At 71.0% G+C, this 23,734-nt stretch carries 19 protein-coding genes; 16 read left to right on the forward strand and 3 right to left on the reverse strand.

The window, feature by feature from the left end; genetic code table 11:
- Window positions 1-3 precede the first annotated feature (3 nt).
- The 11 genes from K338_RS0100490 (at window position 4) to K338_RS0100540 (ending at window position 11,183) form a co-directional block, all read left to right on the forward strand.
- Window positions 4-555, forward strand: a complete 552-nt coding sequence (locus K338_RS0100490; RefSeq protein ID WP_022916218.1) for an NUDIX hydrolase — start codon at window positions 4-6, stop codon at window positions 553-555.
- On the forward strand, window positions 552-1,181 hold the full coding sequence (gene pdxT, locus K338_RS0100495) for a pyridoxal 5'-phosphate synthase glutaminase subunit PdxT (protein ID WP_022916219.1): 630 nt from the start codon (window positions 552-554) through the stop codon (window positions 1,179-1,181). Before K338_RS0100490 ends, pdxT begins: the two co-directional genes overlap by 4 nt.
- A 19-nt stretch (window positions 1,182-1,200) precedes the next feature.
- The gene (locus K338_RS0100500) at window positions 1,201-1,962 is read left to right on the forward strand and encodes a YebC/PmpR family DNA-binding transcriptional regulator (RefSeq protein ID WP_022916220.1); all 762 of its coding nucleotides are present in this window, start codon (window positions 1,201-1,203) and stop codon (window positions 1,960-1,962) included.
- Between the two features lie 175 nt (window positions 1,963-2,137).
- Window positions 2,138-2,737 carry a crossover junction endodeoxyribonuclease RuvC gene (gene ruvC, locus K338_RS0100505; protein WP_022916221.1) on the forward strand — a complete coding sequence of 200 codons (600 nt, stop codon included), beginning with the start codon at window positions 2,138-2,140 and terminating at the stop codon, window positions 2,735-2,737.
- A gap of 42 nt (window positions 2,738-2,779) precedes the next feature.
- The gene (ruvA, locus tag K338_RS0100510) at window positions 2,780-3,388 is read left to right on the forward strand and encodes a Holliday junction branch migration protein RuvA (RefSeq protein WP_022916222.1); all 609 of its coding nucleotides are present in this window, start codon (window positions 2,780-2,782) and stop codon (window positions 3,386-3,388) included.
- Window positions 3,381-4,409 (forward strand): Holliday junction branch migration DNA helicase RuvB, encoded by a 1,029-nt coding sequence (ruvB, locus tag K338_RS0100515; RefSeq protein ID WP_022916223.1) that lies wholly within the window; start codon window positions 3,381-3,383, stop codon window positions 4,407-4,409. The genes ruvA and ruvB overlap by 8 nt, the downstream gene beginning before the upstream one ends.
- 124 nt (window positions 4,410-4,533) lie before the next feature.
- The gene (locus K338_RS24195) at window positions 4,534-4,983 is read left to right on the forward strand and encodes a preprotein translocase subunit YajC (protein ID WP_022916224.1); all 450 of its coding nucleotides are present in this window, start codon (window positions 4,534-4,536) and stop codon (window positions 4,981-4,983) included.
- 42 nt (window positions 4,984-5,025) lie between these two features.
- Entirely contained in the window at window positions 5,026-7,104 is a 2,079-nt protein-coding gene (gene secD, locus K338_RS19620; RefSeq protein WP_022916225.1) for a protein translocase subunit SecD, read from the forward strand.
- Entirely contained in the window at window positions 7,104-8,204 is a 1,101-nt protein-coding gene (gene secF, locus K338_RS0100530; RefSeq protein WP_022916226.1) for a protein translocase subunit SecF, read from the forward strand. The genes secD and secF overlap by 1 nt, the downstream gene beginning before the upstream one ends.
- Window positions 8,201-8,743, forward strand: a complete 543-nt coding sequence (locus K338_RS0100535) for an adenine phosphoribosyltransferase (protein WP_022916227.1) — start codon at window positions 8,201-8,203, stop codon at window positions 8,741-8,743. The genes secF and K338_RS0100535 overlap by 4 nt, the downstream gene beginning before the upstream one ends.
- Before the next feature lie 112 nt (window positions 8,744-8,855).
- The gene (locus K338_RS0100540; protein WP_022916228.1) at window positions 8,856-11,183 is read left to right on the forward strand and encodes a RelA/SpoT family protein; all 2,328 of its coding nucleotides are present in this window, start codon (window positions 8,856-8,858) and stop codon (window positions 11,181-11,183) included.
- Window positions 11,184-11,268: 85 nt separating this feature from the next.
- Here the strand turns inward: K338_RS0100540 and K338_RS0100545 are convergent, their stop codons facing one another.
- Together K338_RS0100545 and K338_RS0100550 are read right to left on the reverse strand one after the other, a co-directional pair.
- A complete protein-coding gene (locus tag K338_RS0100545) occupies window positions 11,269-12,951 on the reverse strand; it encodes a DUF349 domain-containing protein (RefSeq protein WP_022916229.1) in 1,683 nt (560 codons plus the stop codon).
- Window positions 12,948-13,763: a peptidylprolyl isomerase gene (locus K338_RS0100550; RefSeq protein WP_027286276.1), complete on the reverse strand. Its 816-nt coding sequence runs from the start codon at window positions 13,761-13,763 to the stop codon at window positions 12,948-12,950. Before K338_RS0100550 ends, K338_RS0100545 begins: the two co-directional genes overlap by 4 nt.
- Window positions 13,764-13,981: 218 nt before the next feature.
- On the opposite strand from K338_RS0100550, the gene hisS reads away from it, so the two are divergent.
- A complete protein-coding gene (gene hisS, locus K338_RS0100555; RefSeq protein WP_022916231.1) occupies window positions 13,982-15,325 on the forward strand; it encodes a histidine--tRNA ligase in 1,344 nt (447 codons plus the stop codon).
- Between the two features lie 27 nt (window positions 15,326-15,352).
- On the opposite strand, the gene K338_RS19625 is transcribed toward hisS, so the two are convergent.
- Entirely contained in the window at window positions 15,353-17,200 is a 1,848-nt protein-coding gene (locus tag K338_RS19625; RefSeq protein ID WP_022916232.1) for a DEAD/DEAH box helicase, read from the reverse strand.
- Between the two features lie 333 nt (window positions 17,201-17,533).
- On the opposite strand from K338_RS19625, the gene K338_RS19630 reads away from it, so the two are divergent.
- The 4 genes from K338_RS19630 to K338_RS24200 are packed head-to-tail and all read left to right on the forward strand — an operon-like array spanning window position 17,534 to window position 23,666.
- Window positions 17,534-19,264, forward strand: a complete 1,731-nt coding sequence (locus K338_RS19630; RefSeq protein WP_022916233.1) for a dynamin family protein — start codon at window positions 17,534-17,536, stop codon at window positions 19,262-19,264.
- On the forward strand, window positions 19,261-21,003 hold the full coding sequence (locus tag K338_RS19635; RefSeq protein ID WP_022916234.1) for a GTPase family protein: 1,743 nt from the start codon (window positions 19,261-19,263) through the stop codon (window positions 21,001-21,003). Before K338_RS19630 ends, K338_RS19635 begins: the two co-directional genes overlap by 4 nt.
- 54 nt (window positions 21,004-21,057) lie before the next feature.
- A complete protein-coding gene (gene aspS, locus K338_RS0100575) occupies window positions 21,058-22,866 on the forward strand; it encodes an aspartate--tRNA ligase (RefSeq protein WP_022916235.1) in 1,809 nt (602 codons plus the stop codon).
- Window positions 22,863-23,666, forward strand: coding sequence for a GNAT family N-acetyltransferase (locus tag K338_RS24200; RefSeq protein ID WP_022916236.1), 804 nt, complete (start codon window positions 22,863-22,865; stop codon window positions 23,664-23,666). Before aspS ends, K338_RS24200 begins: the two co-directional genes overlap by 4 nt.
- Window positions 23,667-23,734: the final 68 nt, after the last annotated feature.

Consider the following 23,734-nt stretch of genomic DNA (forward strand, 5'->3'; position numbering starts at 1 on the left):
CGCGTGAGCAACCTCGGCCCGGACTGGCAGCGGCTGCCCGACGGCACCGCTTTCCGGAAGGCTGCCCGCGTCGTCGTCTTCGACGCCGCGGGCCGGGTGCTGCTCGTCCGCGGGCACGACGCCGACCAGACCGAGCGCAGCTGGTGGTTCACCATCGGTGGAGGTATCGACCCGGGGGAGACCCCACGCGCTGCAGCGGTGCGCGAGCTGGCCGAGGAGTCCGGGCTGCGGCTGAGCGAGGCCGACCTGGTGGGTCCGGTGCTCACCCGGGAGGCAGAGTTCGACTTCTTCGCGGAGACCGTCCGGCAGGACGAGGTGTTCTTCCTCGCCCGTACCCGCGGCCAGGTGAGGCTCAGCACCGACGGATGGACCGCCGTCGAGCAAGGGTTCATGGACGAGCTGGACTGGTGGCACGCCGAAGATCTCGCCCAGCTGGACCTGGAGGTCTTCCCCGCCGAGCTGCCGGATCTGGTCCGCAGCTGGCGGGAGGGGTGGGACGGCCAGGTGCTGCACCTGGGTTTCCAGGACGACGGCGCTGGTCGGGGTGGTCGGTGACCTCGCCCGTCGTCGGGGTGCTCGCCCTGCAGGGCGACGTGCACGAGCACAGCCAGGCGTTGGCCGCCTGCGGTGCTCAGGTGGTGCTGGTGCGCCGTCCCGCCGACCTGGCCTCGGTCGACGGGCTGGTGCTCCCCGGTGGGGAGTCGACCACGATGGACAAGCTGCTGCGCCGGTATCAGCTGCTGGGCCCGCTGCGGGCGCAGGTCGCCCACGGGCTGCCGGTGTACGGCTCGTGCGCGGGGATGATTCTGCTCGCCGACCGCATCGAGTGCGGTGTCCAGGGGCAGCAGACCATCGGTGGCCTGGACGTGACGGTGCAGCGCAACGCTTTCGGCCGCCAGGTGGACTCCTTCGAGGAACGCCTCGACGCACCGGCCCTCGGAGCCGGTCCGGAGGAACCGGAGCTGCGGGCGGTGTTCATCCGCGCCCCCTGGGTGAGCGAGTGCGGACCGGCCGTGCAGGTGCTGGCCACGGTGAGCACCGGTCCGGCGGCGGGTAGGATCGTAGCGGTGCGCCAGGGCGCGTTGATGGCAACGGCATTCCACCCGGAGATCAGCGGCGACCTGAGGATCCACCGCGCATTCCTCGCGACGGTCTCGCGGGGCTGGGCGGCGCAGAAGTGACGAACGAGAGGTAACCACCATGGCGGGGCACTCCAAGTGGGCGACGACCAAGCACAAGAAGGCGGCGATCGACGCCAAGCGAGGCAAGCTGTTCGCCCGGCTGATCAAGAACATCGAGGTGGCTGCCCGTACCGGTGGTGGGGACCCGGCTGGCAACCCGACCCTGTATGACGCGATCCAGAAGGCGAAGAAGTCCTCTGTGCCCGGGGACAACATCGACCGTGCGGTCAAGCGCGGCTCTGGCCTGGAGGCTGGCGGTGCCGACTACCAGACGGTGATGTACGAGGGGTACGCACCCGGCGGTGTGGCCGTGCTGGTGGAGTGCCTCACCGACAACCGCAACCGGGCGGCCTCGGACGTGCGGGTGGCGTTCACCCGCAACGGCGGCTCGTTGGCCGACCCGGGCAGCGTGTCCTACCTGTTCACCCGCAAGGGCGTCATCCTGGTGCCGAAGAGTGACGGGGTGGGCGAGGACGAGGTGCTCACCGCTGTGCTGGAGGCCGGTGCCGAGGAGGTCAACGACCACGGCGAGGTGTTCGAGGTGATCAGCGAGGCCGGCGACCTGGTGGATGTGCGCACCGCGCTGCAGGCCGCCGACCTGGACTACGACTCCGCTGAGGCACAGTTCGTGCCGGCCACACAGATCGAGGTGGACGCCGACGGCGCGCGCAAGGTGCTGCGCCTCATCGACGCGCTCGAGGACAGCGACGACGTGCAGAACGTGTTCGCGAACTTCGACGCCTCCGACGAGGTGCTCGCCGAGCTCGAGCAGGACGGCTGATCGCGACTCGATCGCCGCTACGGGGGCGGCCGCCGGTTTGCGCCGCGACACCTAGCGCGCCGGGGCGATACCGCGGAGCACGACCTGGTGCAGGACGTATCGCCTGGATCGTTTCACGTCGAGGGGCGGGGTGTCGGTGGCTGGTCGGCAGTGCGGCACCTGAGAACCTGAGACGGTGAGCTTCCGTATCCTCGGCATCGACCCCGGGCTGACCCGCTGCGGCCTCGGCGTGGTGGAGGCCGGCCGCGGCCGCGCGCTGCGCCTGGTCGACGTCACCGTGGCCCGCACCGGGGCCGAGGAGGAGCCCGAGCGGCGGCTGATGCGCATCGGCGACGAGATCGAGGCCTGGATCAGCCGGCTGTCCCCGGACGCGGTCGCCGTGGAGCGAGTGTTCGCCCAGCACAACGTGCGCACGGTCACCGGCACCGCGCAGGTGGCCGGGCTGGCGATGGTGGCTGCTGCCCGGGCTGGGCTCCCGCTCGCGCTGCACACGCCCAGCGAGGTGAAGGCCGCCGTCACCGGCAACGGTCGCGCCCAGAAGGCTCAGGTGCAGGAGATGGTCCGCCGGCTGCTCCACCTGCAGCAGGCACCCAAGCCTGCCGATGCGGCCGATGCCTTGGCCCTGGCGATCACGCACGCCTGGCGGGCGCACGCTGTGGGCACCGCACACCGCGCCACCGGCGGGCAGCAGACCGCCGCCCAGCGCGCCTGGGCTGCCGCCGAGACCCGGGCCCGGACGGCGCGCCGCCCTCCCCACCGCACCGCCAGCCGGTAACGTGGCCGTAGTACAGATGTTCTCAGGTGGAGGGACGGCACGATGATCGCATCGGTCTCGGGTCAGGTCGAGCACGTGGGGCTGGACGCCTGCGTCGTGGTCGCCGGCGGGATCGGCTACCGGGTGCACACCACACCGGCCACGCTGGCGGCCGTCCGTACCGGCGCGCAGGCCACGCTGGCCACCAGCATGGTGGTCCGTGAGGACTCGATGACCCTGTTCGGCTTCGCCGAGGCCGAGGAACGGGACGTGTTCGAGCTGTTGCAGACGGTCAGCGGCGTCGGTCCACGGCTCGCGCTGGCGATGCTTGCTGTGCACACCCCGGACGACCTGCGCCGCGCCGTCGCCGGAGAGGACGTCAAGGCACTGACGATGGTTCCTGGGATCGGTCAGAAGGGGGCCCGGCGGATCCTGCTCGAGCTGGGCGACCGGCTCGGCCCAGCCGCCGCTGACACGCCGGCTGCCGCTGCCACCGCGCCTGTCGACGGCTCCCGCTCCGACGTGGTCACCGCCCTGACCGGCCTGGGCTGGCCGGCGAAGGCAGCCGAGCAGGCGGTGGACGTAGTGCTCGCCGAGGCGGGGGAGGGCGCCGATACCGCGAGCGTGCTCCGGGCGGCCCTGCAGCAGCTGGGCGGGAACCGGCATGGCTGATCCGGAGGAGCGGATGCTGGCCGCGGAGGCCGACGAGCTGGACCGCGCGGCCGAAGCGGCGCTGCGACCGCGCCGGCTGGACGAGTTCATCGGCCAGCCGGTGGTGCGTGACCAGCTCTCCCTGGTGCTGGATGCCGCCGTGGCGCGGTCCCGCCCCCCGGACCACGTGCTGCTCGCGGGCCCACCGGGGCTGGGCAAGACCACGCTGGCGATGATCGTCGCGAGCGAGGTGAGCGGTGCACTACGGATCACCTCCGGACCGGCGGTGCAGCATGCCGGGGACCTGGCGGCGATCCTGTCCTCGGTGCAGGAGCACGATGTGCTCTTCATCGACGAGATCCACCGACTGGCCCGGCCCGCCGAGGAGATGCTGTACCTGGCGATGGAGGACTTCCGGGTGGACGTGGTGGTCGGCAAGGGCCCTGGGGCCACGGCGATCCCGCTGACGCTGCCGCCGTTCACCGTGGTCGGGGCCACGACCCGCTCCGGGCTGCTGCCGGCGCCGCTGCGGGACCGGTTCGGGTTCACCGCACACATGGACTTCTACTCCACCGACGAGCTGGAGCAGGTGCTCACCCGGTCCGCCCGGCTGCTGGACGCGGACCTGCACACCGACGCCGCCGCACAGATCGCCGCCCGGTCCCGCGGCACCCCGCGGATCGCCAACCGGCTGCTGCGCCGGGTGCAGGACTGGGCGCAGGTGCGCGGCAGCGGCGTCCTCGACCTCGCCGCCGCGATGGCCGCGCTCGAGGTGTTCGAGGTGGACCCCCGGGGCCTCGATCGGTTGGACCGGGCCGTGCTGGATGCGCTGTGCCGTCGCTTCTCCGGCGGCCCGACCGGGTTGACCACCCTGGCGGTGGCGATCGGGGAGGAACCAGAGACGGTGGAGACCGTCGCCGAACCATTCCTGGTGCGGGAGGGTTTCATGGCCCGCACCCCGCGTGGACGGGTGGCCACCGCCGCGGCGTTCGCACACCTGGACCTGCCCCAACCTGCTGGTCCGGCCACCCTCTGGGACTGACCGGGCAGCGGACTACCCAGGCAGCCGTACCCTGCGCTGGTAGGGTCCGGGTGGTTCGTCACGCGTAGGATCTCACCTAGAATCGGGCGGAACCCGATCTCAATGCACTGGAGTGTGCCCACTCATGGACCCCTTTCTCCTGATGATCCTGGTCGTCGGCCTCGGCGGCCTGCTCCTGCTGAACTGGCGCACCCGGAAGAAGCAGCAGGAGCAGCTCTCCTTCCGCGACCGGCTGCAGATCGGGCAGCGGGTCCAGACGATCGGGCTCGTCATCGGCACGATCACCGCCCTCGACGGCGACCACGTGACCATCGAGACCACGCCCGGTACCGAGATCGTGTTCCACAAGCACGCGATGGCTCGGCTGATCGATGATCCGAGTGCACCGGAGACCGACGCGGACTACCCGGACAGCGCTACCGACGAGGACGCGGAGACGACCACGGAGCACGGTGCGGACACTGAGGTGGCCGAGGACGCCGTCGCACGCAGCCCGGAGGTGCCCGAGGAGGCGAGCACGAGCGTGTCCCCGGACTCCGGCGACGACGACTCCCCGCGCAGCACCCAGAACTGACGTCCCGGCTCCGGCGCCGGCAGCACACGGAAGAAGATCCCGTTGGCATCTCGAACACGACGAGTGCGTCCGCTGCGCACTCTGACCGCTCTGCTGTTCCTGCTCGTCCTGGTCTATGGCGGCCTGGGCGCGAACAGCCTGTGGGGCAAGGGGGCGATGACGCCCGGGCTGGCACTGGACCTGGAGGGCGGCACGCAGCTGATCCTCACCCCGAGCGCGGAGGGTGCCCAGATCAGCGACACGCAGATCAAGGAAGCCATCCGGATCATGCGCCAGCGGGTGAACGCTTCCGGTGTGTCCGAGGCGGAGATCTCCAGCCAGGGCGGGACGAACATCGTGGTGCAGCTGCCCGGCAACCCCAGCCAGGAGACCATCGACCTGGTGCAGTCCGCCGCACAGCTGCGGTTCCGGGCTGTGCTCACCGAGGCCGGTCCCGGGCAGATCGACCCGGCAGCTCTGCAAGAGCAGCAGGACCAGTCCGACGGCGCAACATCCGGGGACCAGGGCTCCTCCGGTGATCAGGCCTCGTCCGGGCAGGACGCGACCGGTGGTTCCGGTGACGAGGCGTCCGCTGCCCCGTCCGGCGGCACCGTCGCAGGAGCGCACGCCCGCGCACCGGAGGACGACCCCTCGGCTGAGGGCACCGACGCCCCGCCGGCCGAGGGGGACGAGGACGGTGAGCAACCCACCGACACGCCGAGCGAGCAGCCGCAGGGCTACACGCAGGAGGAGATCGAGGAGGCGGCGAAGCAGGCTGCAGACACCGATGGTGACGGCACGCTCTCCGACACCCCGGCCACCGACCCGACCAGCCCGTCGGACACCGCCTGGATCACCGAGCAGGTGATGTACGACTTCTACCTGCTCGACTGCACCGACCCGGCGAACCTCTCCGGCGGAGGCGGCGATGACCCGGAGCAGCCGCTGGTGGCCTGCTCCCAGGAGGGCGATGCCAAGTACATCCTCGGCCCGACAGAGCTCGAGGGCACCGACGTCGCCTCGGCGAACTCGGCACTGGCCACCAACGAGCAAGGCACGGTCACCAACCAGTACGTGGTGCAGCTGAACTTCACCTCCGCAGGGGGAGAGAAGTTCAAGGAGGTCACCCAGCGGCTGGCCACCCTGGTCTCCAGCGGCCAGAACCGGTTCGCGATCGTGCTCGACCAGCTGGTCATCTCCGCCCCTTCGGTGGACAACGTGATCGCCGGTGGGCAGGCGGAGATCTCGGCACCACCGACGGCCCCGTTCACCCAGGACCAGACGATCGCGCTGGCGAACCAGCTGAACTACGGATCGTTGCCGATCACGTTCGACCTGCGCAGCCAGGAAGAGATCTCCGCGACCCTGGGCACCGAACAGCTGGAGCGCGGCATCCTGGCCGGTCTCATCGGACTGGGTCTGGTGGTGATCTACTCGGTCGCGCAGTACCGCGGGCTGGCGATCGTCACACTGCTCTCCCTGGTGGTGGCCGGTGCCCTCACCTACGGGTCGATCACCGCGCTCTCGGAGCTGATCGGCTACCGGCTCTCCCTGGCCGGTGTGGCCGGTCTGATCATCGCGATCGGTATCACCGCGGACTCCTTCATCGTCTACTTCGAGCGAATGCGTGACGAGGTGCGGGAAGGCAGACGGCTCGAGGACGCCGTCGAGCTCGGGTGGTCCAGAGCCCGGCGCACTATCCTCGCCTCCGATGCGGTGAACCTGCTGGCCGCTGTCGTGCTGTACACGCTCGCCGTCGGCGGAGTGCGCGGTTTCGCGTTCACCCTTGGCCTGACCACGGTGATCGACGTGATCGTGGTGATGATGTTCACCCACCCGATGGTGCAGGCCCTGGTGCGCACGAAGTTCTTCGGTGACGGCCACCGGTTCTCCGGGCTGGACCCGGTGCACCTGGGCTCCACAGTGCCGATCTACCGTGGCCGCGGCCGGGTGCGTACCGGAGAGTCGATCGCCGAGCGCCGGCGGGCTGCCGAGCTTGCCGCCGCCCAGGCGGCCGCCGAGCGCGACGAGGGCGGCTCTGCCGACGGGGACGATCCACCCGGCAGCGCGGACGGGGACGATCCACCCGGCAGCGCGGACGGCTCCGCGCTTTCCTCCACCGGCCGGAAGGGTGACCGCTGATGGCCAGCTTCGCCAAGTTCGGGAACGACCTGTACTCCGGTCGGCGTTCCTACGACATCGTCGGCAAGCGACGGGTCTACTTCATCGCCGGCCTGGTGATCATGGTGCTCTGCGGGCTGCTGCTCGGCTTCCGCGGGCTGAACCCGGGCATCGACTTCCGCGGCGGGTCGGAGTTCACCGTCTCGAACACCCAGACGTTGGACCAGAGCCTTGCGCAGACCGCGTTGGACGAGGTGGTCAGCGACCAGGTGGCGCGGGTGAGCAGCGTCGGCTCCTCCACGGTGCGGGTGCAGACCGAGTCGTTGACCGAGGAGCAGACTGCCCAGCTGAGCGAGCTGCTCGCCGAGGCGTACGGCACCACACCGGAGGACGTCACCTCCTCGTTCGTGGGCCCCACCTGGGGGCAGGACGTCACCGGCAAGGCCGTGCAGGGGCTGGTGATCTTCCTGGTGCTGGTCTCCGTGGTGATGACGCTGTACTTCCGGCGCTGGACGATGGCCGCCGGGGCGCTGATTGCGCTGCTGCACGACATGGTGATCACCGCTGGGGTGTACGCACTGGTGGGCTTCGAGATCACCCCGGCTACTGTGATCGGGTTCCTCACCATCCTCGGCTACTCGCTGTATGACACCGTGGTGGTGTTCGACAAGGTCCGGGAGAACACCGACGGGGTCACCGAGCAGACCCGGTTCACCTATGCCGAGGGCGCGAACCTGGCGGTGAACCAGACGCTGGTGCGCTCGATCAACACCTCGGTGGTGGCCGTGCTGCCGGTGGCCTCGATCCTGTTCGTCGGTGCGTTCCTGCTCGGCGCCGGCACCTTGCGGGACATCGCCCTGGTGCTGTTCATCGGCATGCTGGTCGGCACGTTCTCCTCGATCTTTATCGCCACCCCGATGCAGGTGGCCCTGTACCACCGCAACCCGGTGATCAAGGAGCACAACGAGAAGGTGCTCACGCTCCGGGAGCGGCGCATCTCCGAGGCGGAGGCCGAGGGGCTGCCGGCTGCGTCCGTGGCCACCGGTGCCGCCGGCCTGCGGGCCGGTTCCCACCGAGGGCAGCAGGCACAGCCGCGGCGTAGGCCAAAGAGCAAGCGATGACCCCCGCGACCGTCTCTGCCCGGCTGCAGGACCTGATCGCCAGCAGGGTACGGGACGTCCCCGGGTTCCCAGAACAAGGGGTGCTGTTCCGGGACATCACCCCGCTCCTTGCCGATGCGACTGCCTTCTCCGCGGTGATCTCCAACCTGGCCGACACCTTCGGCGGGGAGGTGGACGCCGTCGCCGGCATCGAGGCCCGCGGGTTCTTGTTCGCCGCACCGCTGGCTGCGGTGCTCGGCTGTTCCCTGATCGCGGTGCGCAAGGCCGGGAAGCTGCCGCCCCCGGTGGCGCGGGCACAGTATCGCCTGGAGTACGGCGAGGCCGTGCTGGAGGTGTCCGAGCACGCTGTGCGTCCGGGGGCCAAGGTGGCGGTGCTGGACGATGTGCTGGCCACGGGTGGGACTGCTGCGGCGGCGTGCACTCTGCTGGAACAGTGCGGCGCCACAGTGGTGGGCCTGGGCTTCCTCCTAGAGCTGACCGAGCTGCACGGCCGCGAGCAGCTCACCGACCGGGACGTGCACACGCTGCTCACCTACTGACCCACCCACCCCACCCGCTCCCGGGTCGTCATGCTGGGCGTGCGCTGTGGCGCACTCCGGGCATGACGACCCCTCGGTGAAGGGGGCGGTGCGTGCGGCGTATCATGGCCGGATGAGTGAGGATCTGGCCGCCGGCACCGCCCAGGACGCCCGTCCGGGCCATGCGGTGCCGCCTGCCCGGGTCCGCTCCCGACTGGTCCGCTTCGGCGGGCGCGGCCACTCCACCCCGGCGGCGATCGAACCGCTGATCCGCGTGGTGCGCGCGAACCACCCCCGGGTGGACACCGCCATCATCGAACGCGCCTACGGTGTCGCCGAACGAGCGCACACAGGGCAGGTGCGCAAGAGCGGCGACCCCTATATCACCCACCCCGTGGCCGTGGCGACGATCCTCGCCGAGCTGGGGATGACGCCGTCCACGCTGGCTGCAGCCCTGCTGCACGACACTGTGGAGGACACCAGCTACGCGCTGGCCGACCTGCGCAAGGACTTCGGCGACGAGATCGCGCTGCTGGTGGACGGCGTCACGAAGCTGGACAAGGTCACTTTCGGGGAGGCCGCTCAGGCGGAGACCGTCCGCAAGATGGTCATCGCGATGGCCCGCGACATCCGGGTGCTGGTGATCAAGCTCGGCGACCGGCTGCACAATGCCCGCACCTGGAAGTACGTCTCCGCCGCCTCGGCTGCCCGCAAGGCCCGGGAGACGCTGGAGATCTACGCCCCGCTGGCGCACCGGCTGGGGATGAACACGATCAAGTGGGAGCTGGAGGACCTGTCCTTCGCCACCCTGTACCCGAAGGTCTACAGCGAGATCGTGCACCTGGTGACCGAGCGGGCGCCGGCCCGGGAGGAGTTCCTCGCGCTGGTGCGCGACCAGGTGGTGGAGGACCTGCGGGCAGCGAAGATCAAGGCCACTGTGACTGGTCGGCCGAAGCACTACTACTCGATCTATCAGAAGATGATCGTGCGCGGCCGGGACTTCGGGGACATCTACGACCTGGTCGGGGTGCGGGTGCTGGTGGACAGCGTCCGGGACTGCTACGCGGCGCTGGGGGCGCTGCACGCACGGTGGAATCCCGTGCCGGGGCGGTTCAAGGACTACATCGCGATGCCGAAGTTCAACATGTACCAGTCGTTGCACACCACGGTGATCGGGCCGACCGGCAAGCCGGTGGAGATCCAGATCCGCAGCCACGACATGCACCGGCGTGCGGAGTACGGGGTGGCTGCGCACTGGAAGTACAAGGAGTCCGCGCGGCAGGGGGCGAAGACTGCGACCGCTGAGGCAGACTCGATGCCGTGGCTACGCCAGCTGGTGGACTGGCAGCGGGAGACCGCCGACCCCAGCGAGTTCCTGGACTCGCTGCGGTATGAGATGTCCGGTGCGCAGGTGTACGTGTTCACCCCGAAGGGGGATGTGATGGCGCTGGCTGCCGGCGCCACGCCGGTGGACTTCGCCTACGCCGTGCACACCGAGGTGGGCCACCGCACGGTCGGGGCCCGGGTGAACGGCCGGCTGGTGCCGCTGGACTCCACGTTGGAGAACGGGGACACCGTCGAGGTGTTCACCTCCAAGGCCGACGGCGCTGGCCCCAGCCACGACTGGCTCTCCTACGTGAAGACGCCGCGTGCTCGGAACAAGATCCGGTCCTGGTTCTCCAAGGAGCGCCGCGAGGAGGCGGTGGAGTCCGGCAAGACGCTCATCGCCAAGGCACTGCGGAAGCAGAACCTGCCGATGCAGCGGCTGCTGAACCATGACACCCTCGTCGCGCTGGCGGACGAGATGCGCTATGCGGACGTCTCCGCCTTGTATGCGGCAGTGGGCGAGGGGCACGTGTCCGCGGCGAACGTGGTCAAACGGCTGGTCGCCTCCCTCGGCGGTGAGGACGCCGCCGAGGAAGACATGGCCGAGGTCACCCGGCCGGGCACCCGCAGCCGCACCGCGCAGCTCGGCGACCCCGGTGTGGTGGTCAAGGGCATGGACGTCGGGGACCTGTGGACCAAGCTCGCCAAGTGCTGCACCCCGGTACCCGGGGATCCGATCGTCGGGTTCATCACCCGCGGTGCCGGTGTGTCCGTGCACCGGGAGGACTGTACGAACGTGGCTGGTCTGCGCCGCCAGCCGGAGCGCATGATCGACGTGGAGTGGGCGCCGGGGGCGCAGAGCGTGTTCCTGGTGCAGATCCAGGTGGAGGCGCTGGACCGCAACGGTCTGCTCTCCGACGTCACCAAGGTTCTCTCGGACAACCACGTGAACATCCTGTCGGCGAACGTGGCCACCTCCCGGGACCGCACTGCGAAGTCCCGGTTCGTGTTCGAAATGGCCGAACCCTCGCACCTGGGACACGTGCTCCGTGCGGTGCGGAACATCGACGGCGTCTACGACGTGTTCCGGTTCACCGGCAGCCGCTCACGGGAGCCGTCCTCCAGCGACGCCTAGCGGTTCGCGAACGCTCGCCTTCGCAGCGTGAATCGGTTCACGAGCCGCGAAGGCGAGCGTTCGCGACCTGTCCGGTCGGTGGTCGCTAGCGGGCGTCGTCTGCCGCCCGCTGCACCTGCTCCAGCCAGGCTCGCCGTGCGTCCAGTGCTTCCTGGGCCCGCTGGATCTTCAGCTCGTCACCGCTCTGCTGGGCGGTGGCCAGGTCCTTCTCCAGGCCCGCGATCGCCTCTTCCAGCTGTGCGGCGGCTCCTTCGGCCCGGGCGCGCACCCGCGGGTTCTTCCGCCGCCACTCGTGCTGGTCGGCGTCCCGTACTGCTTGCTCGACTGCACGCATCCGACCCTCGACCCGCTGCAGGTCGCCGCGCGGCACCCGGCCGGCCTCTTCCCACCGGTCCTGGATGTCCCGCAACCTCGCCTTGGTGGCCTTGAGGTCCTTGACCGGCAGCAGCGCTTCGGCCTCCTCGAGCAGTGCCTCCTTGACCTTGAGGTTCTCCCCATACTCGGCGTCGATCTGCGCGTTCTGCGCGTTGCGTGCTTCGAAGAAGATGTCCTGGGCGGCGCGGAACCGTGCCCAGAGTGCGTCGTCGTCCTTGCGCGATGCGCGCCCGGCGGCCTTCCACTCGGCCATCAGGTCGCGGTAGGCGATGGTCGTCGGACCCCACTCGGTGGAGTGCGACAGCGCCTCCGCACGGGCGATCAGACGCTCCTTGACCTCCTTGACCTGCCCGTGCACCCTGTCCAGCTCGGCGAAGTACTGCCGCCGCTGCCGGTCGAACTTCGAGCGCGCGGCGGCGAACCGCTTCCAGAGCGCGTCCTCGCTGGGCCGGTCCAAGCGCGGACCTGCCTTCTGCGCCCGCTTCCACTCCTCGAGCAGCTCCCGGAGCTGCGTACCCTGGGCCCGCCACTGCATCCGGGCAGGATCGGTGTCGGCGATGGCCTCGGCACGTTCGACGATCGCGGTCCGCTCCGCAAGTGCTGTGGCTCGGGCCTGCTCTCGTTCGGCACTGATCTCCCGACGGCGTTCCTTGGCTTGCTCCTTCAGCTCACCGAGCCGAGTGCGCAGGGCGTCCAGGTCCCCGACCGCAGCCGGTTCCTCGAGCGCTTCGGTCAGGCTGCGCAGCGTGCCGTCGATGTCCTTGACGGTCAGCTGGGCCAGCCGCGCCCCGAACAGCTCCACCTGGGCCTTCAGGTCCAGGTAGCGGCGGATGTACAGGGACAGCGCCTCCTCCTCGCTGACGTCGGGAAACTGTCCGACGATGCGCTCACCGGTGGACTCCCGTACATGGACGGTGCCGTCCTCGGCCACCCGTCCGAACTCCTGCGCAGCGGAGACCTCGACCGGGTCCATGGCGGGAGCGTCCGGCTCGGTAGCAGGTACGACCGGGGGCGCCGGTGCCGGTGGCGGTGTGGCGCCGGCCGGCGGGGCGGGGCGGGGCCGGGCCATCATCTTGGGGGTCGGGATCTGTGCGGGGGTGGGGATCTGTGCCGGGGTCGGGACCGCCGGTGGCGTAGATGTGGGTGCTGCGTCACCGTCCCGCTCTGCGGACGAGACATCCTCGGCTGTGTCGGCCCCGCCGTCCCCGCCTGCCGGTGTGGTCTGCTCGGGTGCTGGTGCTGCGGTCTCGGGAGCCGGCGCAGCTGTCTCGGCGGCGGCCGTCGTCGCCTCCTCGGCGGGTGCTGCGGAGTCGGGCCGGTTCTGCTCGTTCACGGGGTTCTCACTCGTCTCGGTGGCCGGGTCCTGGTCAGGGCGGTGCTGCTGATCGGTCACTGGATGTCCACACTCTCGATGATGACGTTCTCGGCTGGTCGGCCGTCGCTGCTCCCGTCGGCGGTGCCCGCTGCCCCGATCTGCTGGAGCAGGTCGAGGCCGCCGGTGATCTGACCGAACACCGTGTACCCGCCGGCACTGTCGCTGGGCAGGGGCACGTCCTGGAACACCAGGAAGAACTGCGAGCCCATGCTCTCGCCGTCGTTCCCCTGCCGGGCCATCGCCAGCGTGCCGGCCGGGTAGACGTCGTCGGCTGGTGCGTTCTCGATCGGCCCGAAGGAGTAGCCGGGCCCACCGGTGCCGGTCGCGGTCGGGTCTCCGCACTGCAGCAGGGAGTCGGGCAGCAGACGGTGGCAAGCGGTGCCGTCGAAGAAGCCGTCACCGGCGAGCATCAAGAACGAGGACACCGCCTGCGGTGCCTCGGCACCGCTCAGGGTGACGTCGATGTCGCCCATGTTGGTGTGGATGGTGGCCTGCCAGTCGGTGTCCAGCGCATCCGTCTCCGGGGGTGGAGCCTCGTACGTGCGCGGCTCGGTGGTCGGTAGCGGTGCCAGCGAGCCGTCCTCATCGGCCGCGGCCGTCTCCGTCGGGGTCTGCGGCGCGGTGGCGGTCGGCGTCCCGGCCGCTTCGGGCCCGCTTTCGTCACCGCCGGTGAGGATGAGGGTCGCCGTACCCGCCACCACGACCACGGCTACCACTGTTGCGGCGATGATCCGGTTCCGGCGGGCGATCCGGCGGGCCCGTTCCTGGCGAGCGAGTCGCTTCTGGTATCGACGGCGTGCATACTCGCGTTCGCGCTTGCTCGGGGACACCCCGCCTCCTTCGTCATCGATCGTGGTCGAGCAGCGCAGCCGCACAGGCTCCACCGGGCTCCTCAGATCGCAGCACGCACGTGCTGGCCTGGCCAATACTAGGCAAGGCTGCCACACCCCTGGGCGTGCCAGGGCCACCCGCCGGGTCACGGGATGATCACAACTGGACCCGTCGACCGTGTCCGGCACCGGGGCGAACCGGTGGGAAGATGGCTGTCATGGCACGAATCGCACCCCTGTCCGGTTTCCCCGAGTGGCTGCCTGCCGGACGCATCGTAGAGACATCTATCCTGGACCAGGTCCGGCGGGTGTTCGAGCTGCACGGGTTCGCTGAGATCGAGACCCGAGCGGTGGAACCGCTGGAGCGGCTGCTCAGCAAGGGGGAGACCTCCCAGGAGGTGTACCTGCTGCGGCGGCTGCAGGCGGAGGGGGAGGAGCAGACCGGTTCCCGCTCGCTCGGGCTGCACTTCGACCTGACCGTGCCGTTCGCCCGGTACGTGCTGGAGAACGCCGGACACCTGGTCTTCCCGTTCAAGCGGTACCAGATCCAGAAGGTCTGGCGCGGGGAACGGCCACAGGACGGCCGGTTCCGGGAGTTCACCCAGGCAGACATCGACGTGGTCGGCTCCGGTACGTTGCCGTTCCACTACGAGGTCGAGGTCCCGTTGGTGATCGCCGAGGTGTTCCAGGCGCTGACTTCGCTCGGGCTCCCCCCGGTGCGGATCCTGGTGAACAACCGCAAGGTCGCCCAGGGCTTCTACGAGGGGCTGGGCATCGCGGACGTCGAAGGGGTGCTGCGCACCATCGACAAGCTGGACAAGATCGGCGCCGACGGTGTGCTCGAGGTGCTGCAGCGGGACAACGGTGCCACGGCCCAGCAGGCGCAGGCCTGCCTCGACCTGGCCAGCATCTCCGGGACCGACCACCAGGTGGCGGACCGGGTGCGTGCGCTCGGTGTCACCTCCGACCTGCTCGAGGAGGGGCTCGCTGAGCTGATGGCGCTGGTGGACGCGGCGAAGAAGCGGCTGCCGGGTGTACTCGTCGCCGACCTGCGGATCGCCCGCGGTCTGGACTACTACACGGGGACCGTGTACGAGACGATCCTGGTCGGGCACGAGTCGCTCGGGTCGATCTGCTCCGGTGGACGGTACGACTCGCTCGCCTCGGACGGGACAACCAGCTACCCAGGTGTGGGACTCTCCATCGGTGTCTCCCGGGTGGTGTCGCGCATCCTGGCGGAGAACCTGGCGCAGGCCACCCGCCCAGTCCCGACCGCCGTGCTGGTGGCGGTCGCCGACGAGGACCACCGGGACAGGAGCAACGACGTCGCAACGACGCTCCGTTCCCGTGGCATCCCGACGGACGTGGCGCCCACGGCAGCCAAGTTCGGCAAGCAGATCCGGTTCGCGGACCGCCGCTCGATCCCGTACGTATGGTTCCCGACCGAGAGTGGGCACGAGGTCAAGGACATCCGCTCCGGTGAGCAGGTGCCCGCCGAACCTGCCACCTGGTCACCACCGGCCGAGGACCTCTGGCCCCGGGTGGTGCCCACCAGGGGCTGACCGCCGCGGGTCGCGGGCACCCGGTCGTCAGCGGGAGGCGTGGTCCTTGCGGCGGAACCCGTCCCTCCGGGCACCTGGTCCGCGGCGGGAGTCCGGTCCGCGCCGCCGGTAGCCGTCCCGGCGGGGCCGCTCGCCACCTGCGCGACCACGTGGACCTTCGTCGGGCCGGATCCGCAGCTGCTGCCCGGCCACCCGGGCCGCACCGATCCGGCGCAGTGACTCCGCACCCACCTCTGTGGTGATCTGCACCAGGGAGAACCGGGAGAAGATGGAGATCTTGCCGAGGTCGCTGCCGCGCAACCCACCCTCACCGGTGATCGCCCCGACGATGTCCTGCGGACGCACCCCGTGGGTGTGTCCCACGGCCACACGGTAGACGGTGCCTGGACCGGAGAACTGTGCTGGCCCTCCCGATCGTGACCCGCCGCGCGGTCCGTTGCGCCGCTGGTCGCGGTCTGCGAACCGGCCGGTGTCGCTGTCGAACCGGTGCGTGGGGTTCTCCTCCTCGTCCCGGGCACGCTGCGGACCGTCGTCTCCGACGCTGCGGGCGAGCAACGCAGCCGCAGCGTCCAGCAGGTCATCCTCGCCGAACTGCGCGGTGAGCAGCTCTCGGTAGAGGTCCAGCCGGCCGGCCGTCACCCGCTCCGGCACCGTTGCCAGCGCCCGGCGGGCGCGGTGCTCGCTCACCTGCGCCGGGGTGGGGATGGTCGTCTCGGTCATCGTGGCGCCGGTGTGCCGTTCGATCATCCGCAACCGGCCACGTTCCCGCGGGGTGAAGAAGGTCAGTGCCCGGCCCTCCCGGCCGGCGCGACCGGTGCGTCCGATGCGGTGCACGTAGGCCTCAGCCTCGCGGGGGATGTCGAAGTTCACCACCAGGCCGATCCGGTCCACGTCCATACCGCGGGCCGCCACGTCGGTGGCGACCAGCACCTGCACCAGACCGGTCCGCAGCCGTTCGATGATCCGCTCCCGATCCTTCTGTGCCACGTCTCCGCTGATCGCAGCGGCCGACACGCCACGCTCCAGCAGGGCACCCGCAACCTCTTCAGCGGTCTGCCGGGTGCGTACGAACACCACCGCCGCCTCAGCGTCGGAGGTGGCCAGCAGGCGTGCCAGCGCACCGATCTTGTGCCGAAACGGCACCACGGCGTAGGTCTGGGTGATCGTCGTCGTCGTCGAGGACGGACGGGAGGTGGCGACCTCGACAGGGTCGTTCATGTGCTCCCGAGCGACTGCGCGGATGGCACGTGGCATGGTGGCGGAGAACAGTGCGGTCTGCCGGGTGGGGGCCGCGGAGGCGAGGATGCGGTCCACGTCCTCGGCGAAGCCCATCCGGAGCATCTCGTCCGCCTCGTCGAGCACCAGGTAGCCGAGCTCGGACAGGTCCAGGGCACGCTTGTCGAGCATGTCGATCACCCGTCCCGGGGTGCCGACCACGACCTGGGCGCCAGCACTGAGGCCACGCAGCTGCGGCCCGTACGGGGCGCCGCCGTAGATGGTCAGCACCGGGGCGTACCCGCGGGGAGCCATCGACTCGATGGCGTCAGCCACCTGGATGGCCAGCTCCCGCGTGGGTACGAGCACGAGTGCCTGCACCCGCCGGGCGGCAGGGTCGAGGCGGGCGAGCATCGGTAGCGCGAACGCCGCCGTCTTGCCGGTGCCGGTCTGGGCCACACCGGTCACGTCGCGCCCGTCCAGGAGGGCGGGGATGGTCGCCGCCTGGATCTCGGTGGGCGTGGTGAACCCGAGCGTGTCGATGGTGGCGAGCAGCTCGGCGGGCAGGTCGAGCCCGGCGAACGTCGGTGCCGCGGCCGGGAAGGCCGGGTCTGCGTCGCCGGCTGGACGTGCAGAGACGGGGGCAGTGTCGATCGTCATGAGTAGGCGCAAGAACTTTCATCGGGGCTGGAGGCGGCGGACCGGTGGGCCCTGCTCCGCCTCAGCCCGACGTCCCAGGTCGCCTCGTGCGGCCGGGTCAGCCGACCTCGCGGCTGAGATCTGGGGGGCGAGCTGGCGCCCGGTGCCAGAAGAAGGGGGCTTGTTCGCGGGATGTGCGCTCCAAGTGCGTCCAGTGTACGGGGCGACGGCCGACTTCCACCGGAACTGTGCCCAACCTCACCTCGCCGCATGCTGACTACCAGGAGTGCCCAGACGGAGAGGCAGCGCTGGTGCGGGTGCCCGTCTCCGGGGCGCACCTGGCATGATCGCCGCATGGACGCAGCGTTGAGCTCCCTGCGGGAGGCGGTGCAGGGCGCAGTGCTCCCGCTGCAGCTACCCGGGGCGACCGCGGCCCGACACTCCCGCCAGCACCTGCTCGACCAGCTGGACGACTACCTGCTGCCGCGGGCAACGAGCCTGGGTGCGCCGCTGCTGGCTGTGGTGGGCGGGTCCACCGGTGCCGGCAAGTCCACGCTGGTGAACGCACTGGTGGGGGATGTGCTCAGCCGCACCGGCGCCATCCGGCCCACCACCCGGGACCCGCTGCTCGTCCACCACCCGCGAGATGAGCACCACTTCACCGAGCCGCGCATCCTGCCGCACCTGCCGCGGCTGCGCAGCACGCTCTCCCGCCAGGATCCGCAGCCAGTCCAGCAGCGGGCGCAGACAGGGTCGCAGGTGTTGCGTCTGGCCGTCTCCGACGCGGTGGGCCCGGGCCTGGCCCTGCTGGATGCCCCGGACATCGACTCGGTGGTGGACGCCAACCGTCAGCTCGCCGGCCAGCTGCTGGCCGCCGCCGACCTGTGGTTGTTCGTCACCACGGCGCACCGGTACGCCGATGCGGTGCCCTGGGACCTGCTCACCGCTGCCGCTGCACGGGACGTGCTGGTGGCGGTGGTGCTGGACCGGATACCGCCAGCGGTGGTGCGTGAGGTCAGCGACGACCTGGCCGGGATGCTCGCCGACCACGGGCTCGCCGGGGCGCCACTGTTCCTGGTCACCGAACGGGAGCTGGACGTGCGCGGCATGCTCCCACCGGGGGCGGTGGCGGACCTGCACACCTGGCTCACCCAGCTGACCCAGGACGCAGCCGCACGTGCCGCAGTCGCTCGACGCACGCTCCTCGGCGCGGTGCGCAGCGCCACGGCGGCGGCACGTTCGCTCGCTGCGGCGGTCGACGAGCAGGCGGCCGCCGCCGAGGAGATGGACCAGCAGCTGGCACGCATCTTCGACGTCACCGAGCTGCTCACCCGGGTCACGGACGGCGCACTGCTGCGCGGCGAGGTGCTGTCCCGGTGGCAGGACTTCGTCGGTACGGGCGAGCTCTTCCGGTCCGTGGAGTCCACGGTCGGCCGTCTCCGGGACCGGGCGACGGCGTTCCTCACCGGGAAGCCGCGTCCGGCACGTCGCGTCGAGCATGCCTTGGAGCAGGGCCTGCACAGCGTGCTCGTGGAGCAGGCGGACCAGGCGGCCCACCGCGCCTACACCCAGCTCTGGCAGCAGCCGGCCGGTCGGGAGCTGCTGCCCGGACCAGAGCTGGAACGTGCCGCCGACACGTTCTCCGCCGATGCGGCCGCCGCGATCCGGCAGTGGCAGCGGTATGTGCTCGAGCTGGTCCGCACCGAGGGGCAGGACAAACGCACCACTGCCCGAGTGCTCGCGTTCGGGGTGAACGGTCTCGCCGTGGTGCTGATGGTGCTCGCGTTCGCTTCCACCGGTGGGCTGGTCGGGGCCGAGGTGGCGATCGCCGGTGGTACCGCTGTGGTGGCGCAGAAGCTGCTCGAGGCGATCTTCGGTGATCAGGCGGTACGCCGGCTGGCGGCCCGCGCGAGGGCGGACCTCAGCGACCGGGTCACCGTCCTGTTCGCCACGGAGCGGGACCGGTTCGGCACGCTGCTGCCGGATGCTGTCGGCACCCGTGCAGCAGCCGACCGGCTCCGCTCCACCACAGCAGCGCTGGACCACGCAGCCGCAGACCTGGAGCAACCGCCGGAGGGGCCGTGACGAGCGCAGCGAACCACCCGTTGCCCGTCCAGATCGACGCCCTGGACCGGGCCACGGAGCTGGCAGCCCGCGTGCAGCAGGTGGCCGGCGGCACCGACGAGCAGCTGCACCTGGCGATCCAGGGCGCCCGCGGCGCGATCTCGCGGGCGCAGCAGCGCACCGAGCTCTCTGCGGAGCACACGGTCGTGGCACTCGCCGGGGCGACCGGGTCGGGCAAGTCCTCCCTGCTGAACCTGCTCGCAGGTGCTCAGGTCGCCGCCGTCGGGGCGCGCCGGCCCACCACCGCGCACGCTCAAGCGGTGGTCTGCCACACCCGCCAGGGCAGCAGCGCCGAGCCGGCCGGCACCGAGAACGACGCCAGCGCGCTGCTGGACTGGCTGGGCATCTCGCGCCGCACCGAGGTCAGCCACGACCGGCTCGCCTCAGCGGTGCTGGTGGACCTTCCGGACCTGGACTCTCTGCACCGGGACCACCAGCTGCGCGCCGAGCACCTCACCCAGCGCGCGGACGTGCTGGTCTGGGTGCTCGACCCGCAGAAGTACGCCGACGCCGTGGTGCACCAGCAGTACCTGCGCCCGATGGCCCGCCACGCGGACGTGATGCTGGTGGTGCTGAACCAGGTCGACACCCTCGCTGCCACCGACCTGCCACCGGTGCTGGCGGACCTGACCGAGCACCTGGCGGCTGATGGTCTGCCCGGGGTGCGTGTCCTGCCCACCTCGACGACCACCGGAGCCGGGACCGAGGACCTCGTCACGGCGATCTCCGCCGTCGTGCACGACCGGCAGAACATGCACCGCCGCCTGGCCGCAGACCTGGGCACTGCGGCCGAGCAGCTCGCCGAGGTGTGCCCGCCCGCTGCCGCGCCCGGCGTCACCGCACAGCTGCGCCGCCGCCTGACCGCCGAGCTCGCCGCCGCAGCGGGTGCCGAGCGGGTAGCCGACGCTGTCGCCACCTCCTTCCGGATGACCGCGCGGGCCCGCACCGGCTGGCCGGTGACCCGTTGGGCCGGCCGGTTCCGGGCCGACCCGCTGCACCGGCTGCACCTGGGTGGCGGTGGGCGTCGTCCCACGTCGCAGCAGCCCACGGGCGGGTACGACGGACAGGTGCTCACCGCACCGTCGATGCCGGAGCCGGATCCGGCGGCACGTGCGGCGGTGGGCAGGGCGCTGACCGGGGCCGCGGACGCCGTGGTGGGCCGGGCACCGTCACCGTGGCGGCACTACCTGCGCAGCGGGGTCGGGCAGTCCGGCGACGCGGTCACCGCCGAGGCGCAGGATGCGATCTCTGGGGTGCTGGCGCGCGGCCCGGACCGGCGCTCGGGCCGGGTTCCGTCCTGGTTCGGCCTGGTGGGGGCGCTGCAGTGGCTGCTGCTGGCTGTCCTGGTGGTCGGTCTGCTCTGGGTGGCGCTGGTCGTGGTGCTGCGCTACCTGGGGATGGGGCCGGTGTGGACGCCCCAGCTGGGTCCGGTGCCCGCTGAGCCGCCGTGGCCCGCACTGCCCGCGATCCCCTGGCCGGTGGTGCTGCTCGGCGGGGCTGTGCTGCTCGGGGTGCTGGTGGCGGTGCTGGCCGGGGTGGCCGCCCGAGTGGGGGCGGCGCGCCGGCGGCGGCGCACCTACCGGCAGATCACGGAGGCGATCGGGGCAGTGGCGGGCGCGTCCGTGCTGGACCCGCTGGCCGCCCGCACCGCGGAGGCGCAGGAGTACACGCGGGCGATCGCGCAGGTCGTGAACCATTAGGATCGTCTGGCGTCGCGACCACCGCGGCCCAGACACGTTCCCGGGAGGATCCTCGTGCTTCGTACCCACCAGGCCGGCACCCTGCGCGCCGGTGACATCGGCACCACTGTCACCCTGACCGGGTGGGTGGATCGTCGCCGGGACCACGGTGGGGTGGCATTCCTGGACCTGCGGGACGCCTCCGGGATCGTGCAGGTGGTGGTCCGTGACGAGGAGGTGGCCCACCCGCTGCGCTCGGAGTTCGTGCTGCAGATCACCGGCCAGGTCGCACAGCGTCCGGAGGGGAACACGAACCCGAACCTGGGCACCGGTGAGATCGAGGTGGTCGCGAGCGACGTCGTCGTGCTGAACACTGCGGCGGCGCTGCCGTTCCAGGTCTCCACAGCGCTGGACGAGCAGGTGACCGTCGGGGAGGAGGTGCGGCTGAAGTACCGGTACCTGGACCTGCGCCGGCCCGGTCCGGCCCAGGCGATCCGGTTGCGGTCAGCGGTGAACCGGGCAGCCCGCACCGTGCTCGACGGCGAAGGTTTCGTGGAGATCGAGACCCCCACCCTGACCCGGTCTACTCCGGAGGGAGCCCGGGACTTCCTGGTCCCGGCGCGGCTGGCGCCGGGCTCCTGGTATGCGCTGCCGCAGTCACCGCAGCTGTTCAAACAGCTGTTGATGGTCTCCGGGATGGAGCGGTACTACCAGATCGCTCGCTGCTACCGGGACGAGGACTTCCGCGCCGACCGACAGCCGGAGTTCACCCAGCTGGACGTAGAGATGAGCTTCGTGGAGCAGGACGACGTGATCGCCCTGGCCGAGCAGGTGCTCGTCGCGCTCTGGGAGCTGATCGGGTACACGATCCCCACGCCGATCCCGCGGATGACCTACGCCGAAGCCATGCGCCGGTTCGGCACCGACAAGCCGGACCTGCGCTTCGGGCAGGAGCTGACCGACCTGACCGAGTACTTCGCCGACACCGGCTTCCGGGTGTTCCAGGCGCCGTACGTCGGCGCTGTGGTGATGCCCGGCGGCGGCAGCCAGCCGCGCCGACAGTTCGACGCCTGGCAGGAGTGGGCCAAGCAGCGCGGCGCCAAGGGCCTCGCCTACGTGACGATCGGCGCGGACGGCACCCTGGGCGGCCCGGTGGCGAAGAACCTCACCGACGCCGAGCGGGACGGGTTGGCCGAGGCCACCGGCGCCCGGCCGGGAGACTGCATCTTCTTCGCGGCCGGTGCGCAGAGTACGAGCCGGGCGCTGCTCGGCGCCGCCCGGCTGGAGATCGGCCGCCGGTGCGACCTCATCGACTCCGACGCCTGGGCGTTCGTGTGGGTCGTGGATGCGCCGCTGTTCAAGCCCACCGGGGAGGATGACGACGTGGCGGTGGGCTCCGGCGCCTGGACCGCCGTGCACCACGCGTTCACCTCACCCACCCCGGAGTGGATCGAGGACTTCGAGTCCGACCCGGGCAACGCACTGGCCTACGCCTACGACATCGTCTGCAACGGCAACGAGATCGGCGGCGGGTCGATCCGTATCCACGCCCGGGACGTGCAGGAGCGGGTGTTCGCGGTGATGGGCATCACCGAGGAGGAGGCCAAGGAGAAGTTCGGCTTCCTCCTGGAGGCGTTCGCCTTCGGCGCCCCACCGCATGGTGGTATCGCCTTCGGCTGGGACCGGATCGTCGCGCTGCTTGCCGGCGCCGATTCCATCCGGGACGTGATCGCCTTCCCGAAGTCCGGTGGCGGCTACGACCCGCTCACCGGAGCGCCGGCGCCGATCACCGCTGCCCAGCGCAAGGAGGCCGGTGTGGACGCCAAGCCGGAGACTGCAGCATCGGCGGACGGCCCCGGCGCGGCGCCCGGCACGGGGGAGTGAGCGCGACGCCCGCTGCCACGTTCCACCCGGTCCGCGGTCTGGCCGACCTGCCCGAACCATGGCGCACCTTCCCGTTCCTGACCGCTGATGTACCCCGCTATGTCGGTGCTACCGCCTGGGGCGGGCGGGAGGCGCTGGCGTTGAGCGTCGTCGCCGGGGACGGGGCGCAGCGTGCCCTGGTGGGGGTGGGTGCACCCGAGCCGCTGGCCGAGGTGGTGGCGATGGCGTTCGACGCGACCGGCTCCCCGGTCCCGCCCAGCGGGCTGGCAGCGGCACCGGTGGCAGTGGCGAGCCTGACCAGAGGTGCCTGGGACCTGCTCCCGGCTGCGGTGCGGGACCGTCTCGACCTCGAGCACGTCGCCCACTGGGACTGGCTGCTGACCACCACCGCACCCCCGTACCAGGACGGCGAGGAACAGGTGGTCGAGCTCGACCTGGTCACCGACCGGGCCGAGCTGGAGGGCCTGCAGCGGCTGGCGCTGCCGGAGACCTACACGACGTTGGACAAACCGGACACCCGCTGGTTCGGCTGGCGGGACACCGGTGGGGCGCTACGGTGCATGGCAGCGGCGAGCAACTGGTCCCGTGAGGTACACCTGGGCTCGATCGCCACCCACCCGCACTGGCGCCGCCGGGGCCTGGGCACCGCGGTCACGGCAGCGCTCACCCGTGCCGGGCTGGCCGCCACCGGGCAGGTGAGCCTCGGGCTGTACACCCGCAACGAGGCCGCCCGGCGGGTGTACGAGCGTCTCGGTTTCCGCCTCGGCCAGCAGGTGGAGTCCCGCCGGCCCGCCCGCTGACCCCTCCCTGTCCCGGGTCGTCATGATCAGCGTGCGCTAGGGCGCACACCCCCGACCTGCCGGCCCTG

Source organism: Ruania albidiflava DSM 18029 (genome assembly GCF_000421225.1).
Taxonomy (GTDB): domain Bacteria; phylum Actinomycetota; class Actinomycetes; order Actinomycetales; family Beutenbergiaceae; genus Ruania; species Ruania albidiflava.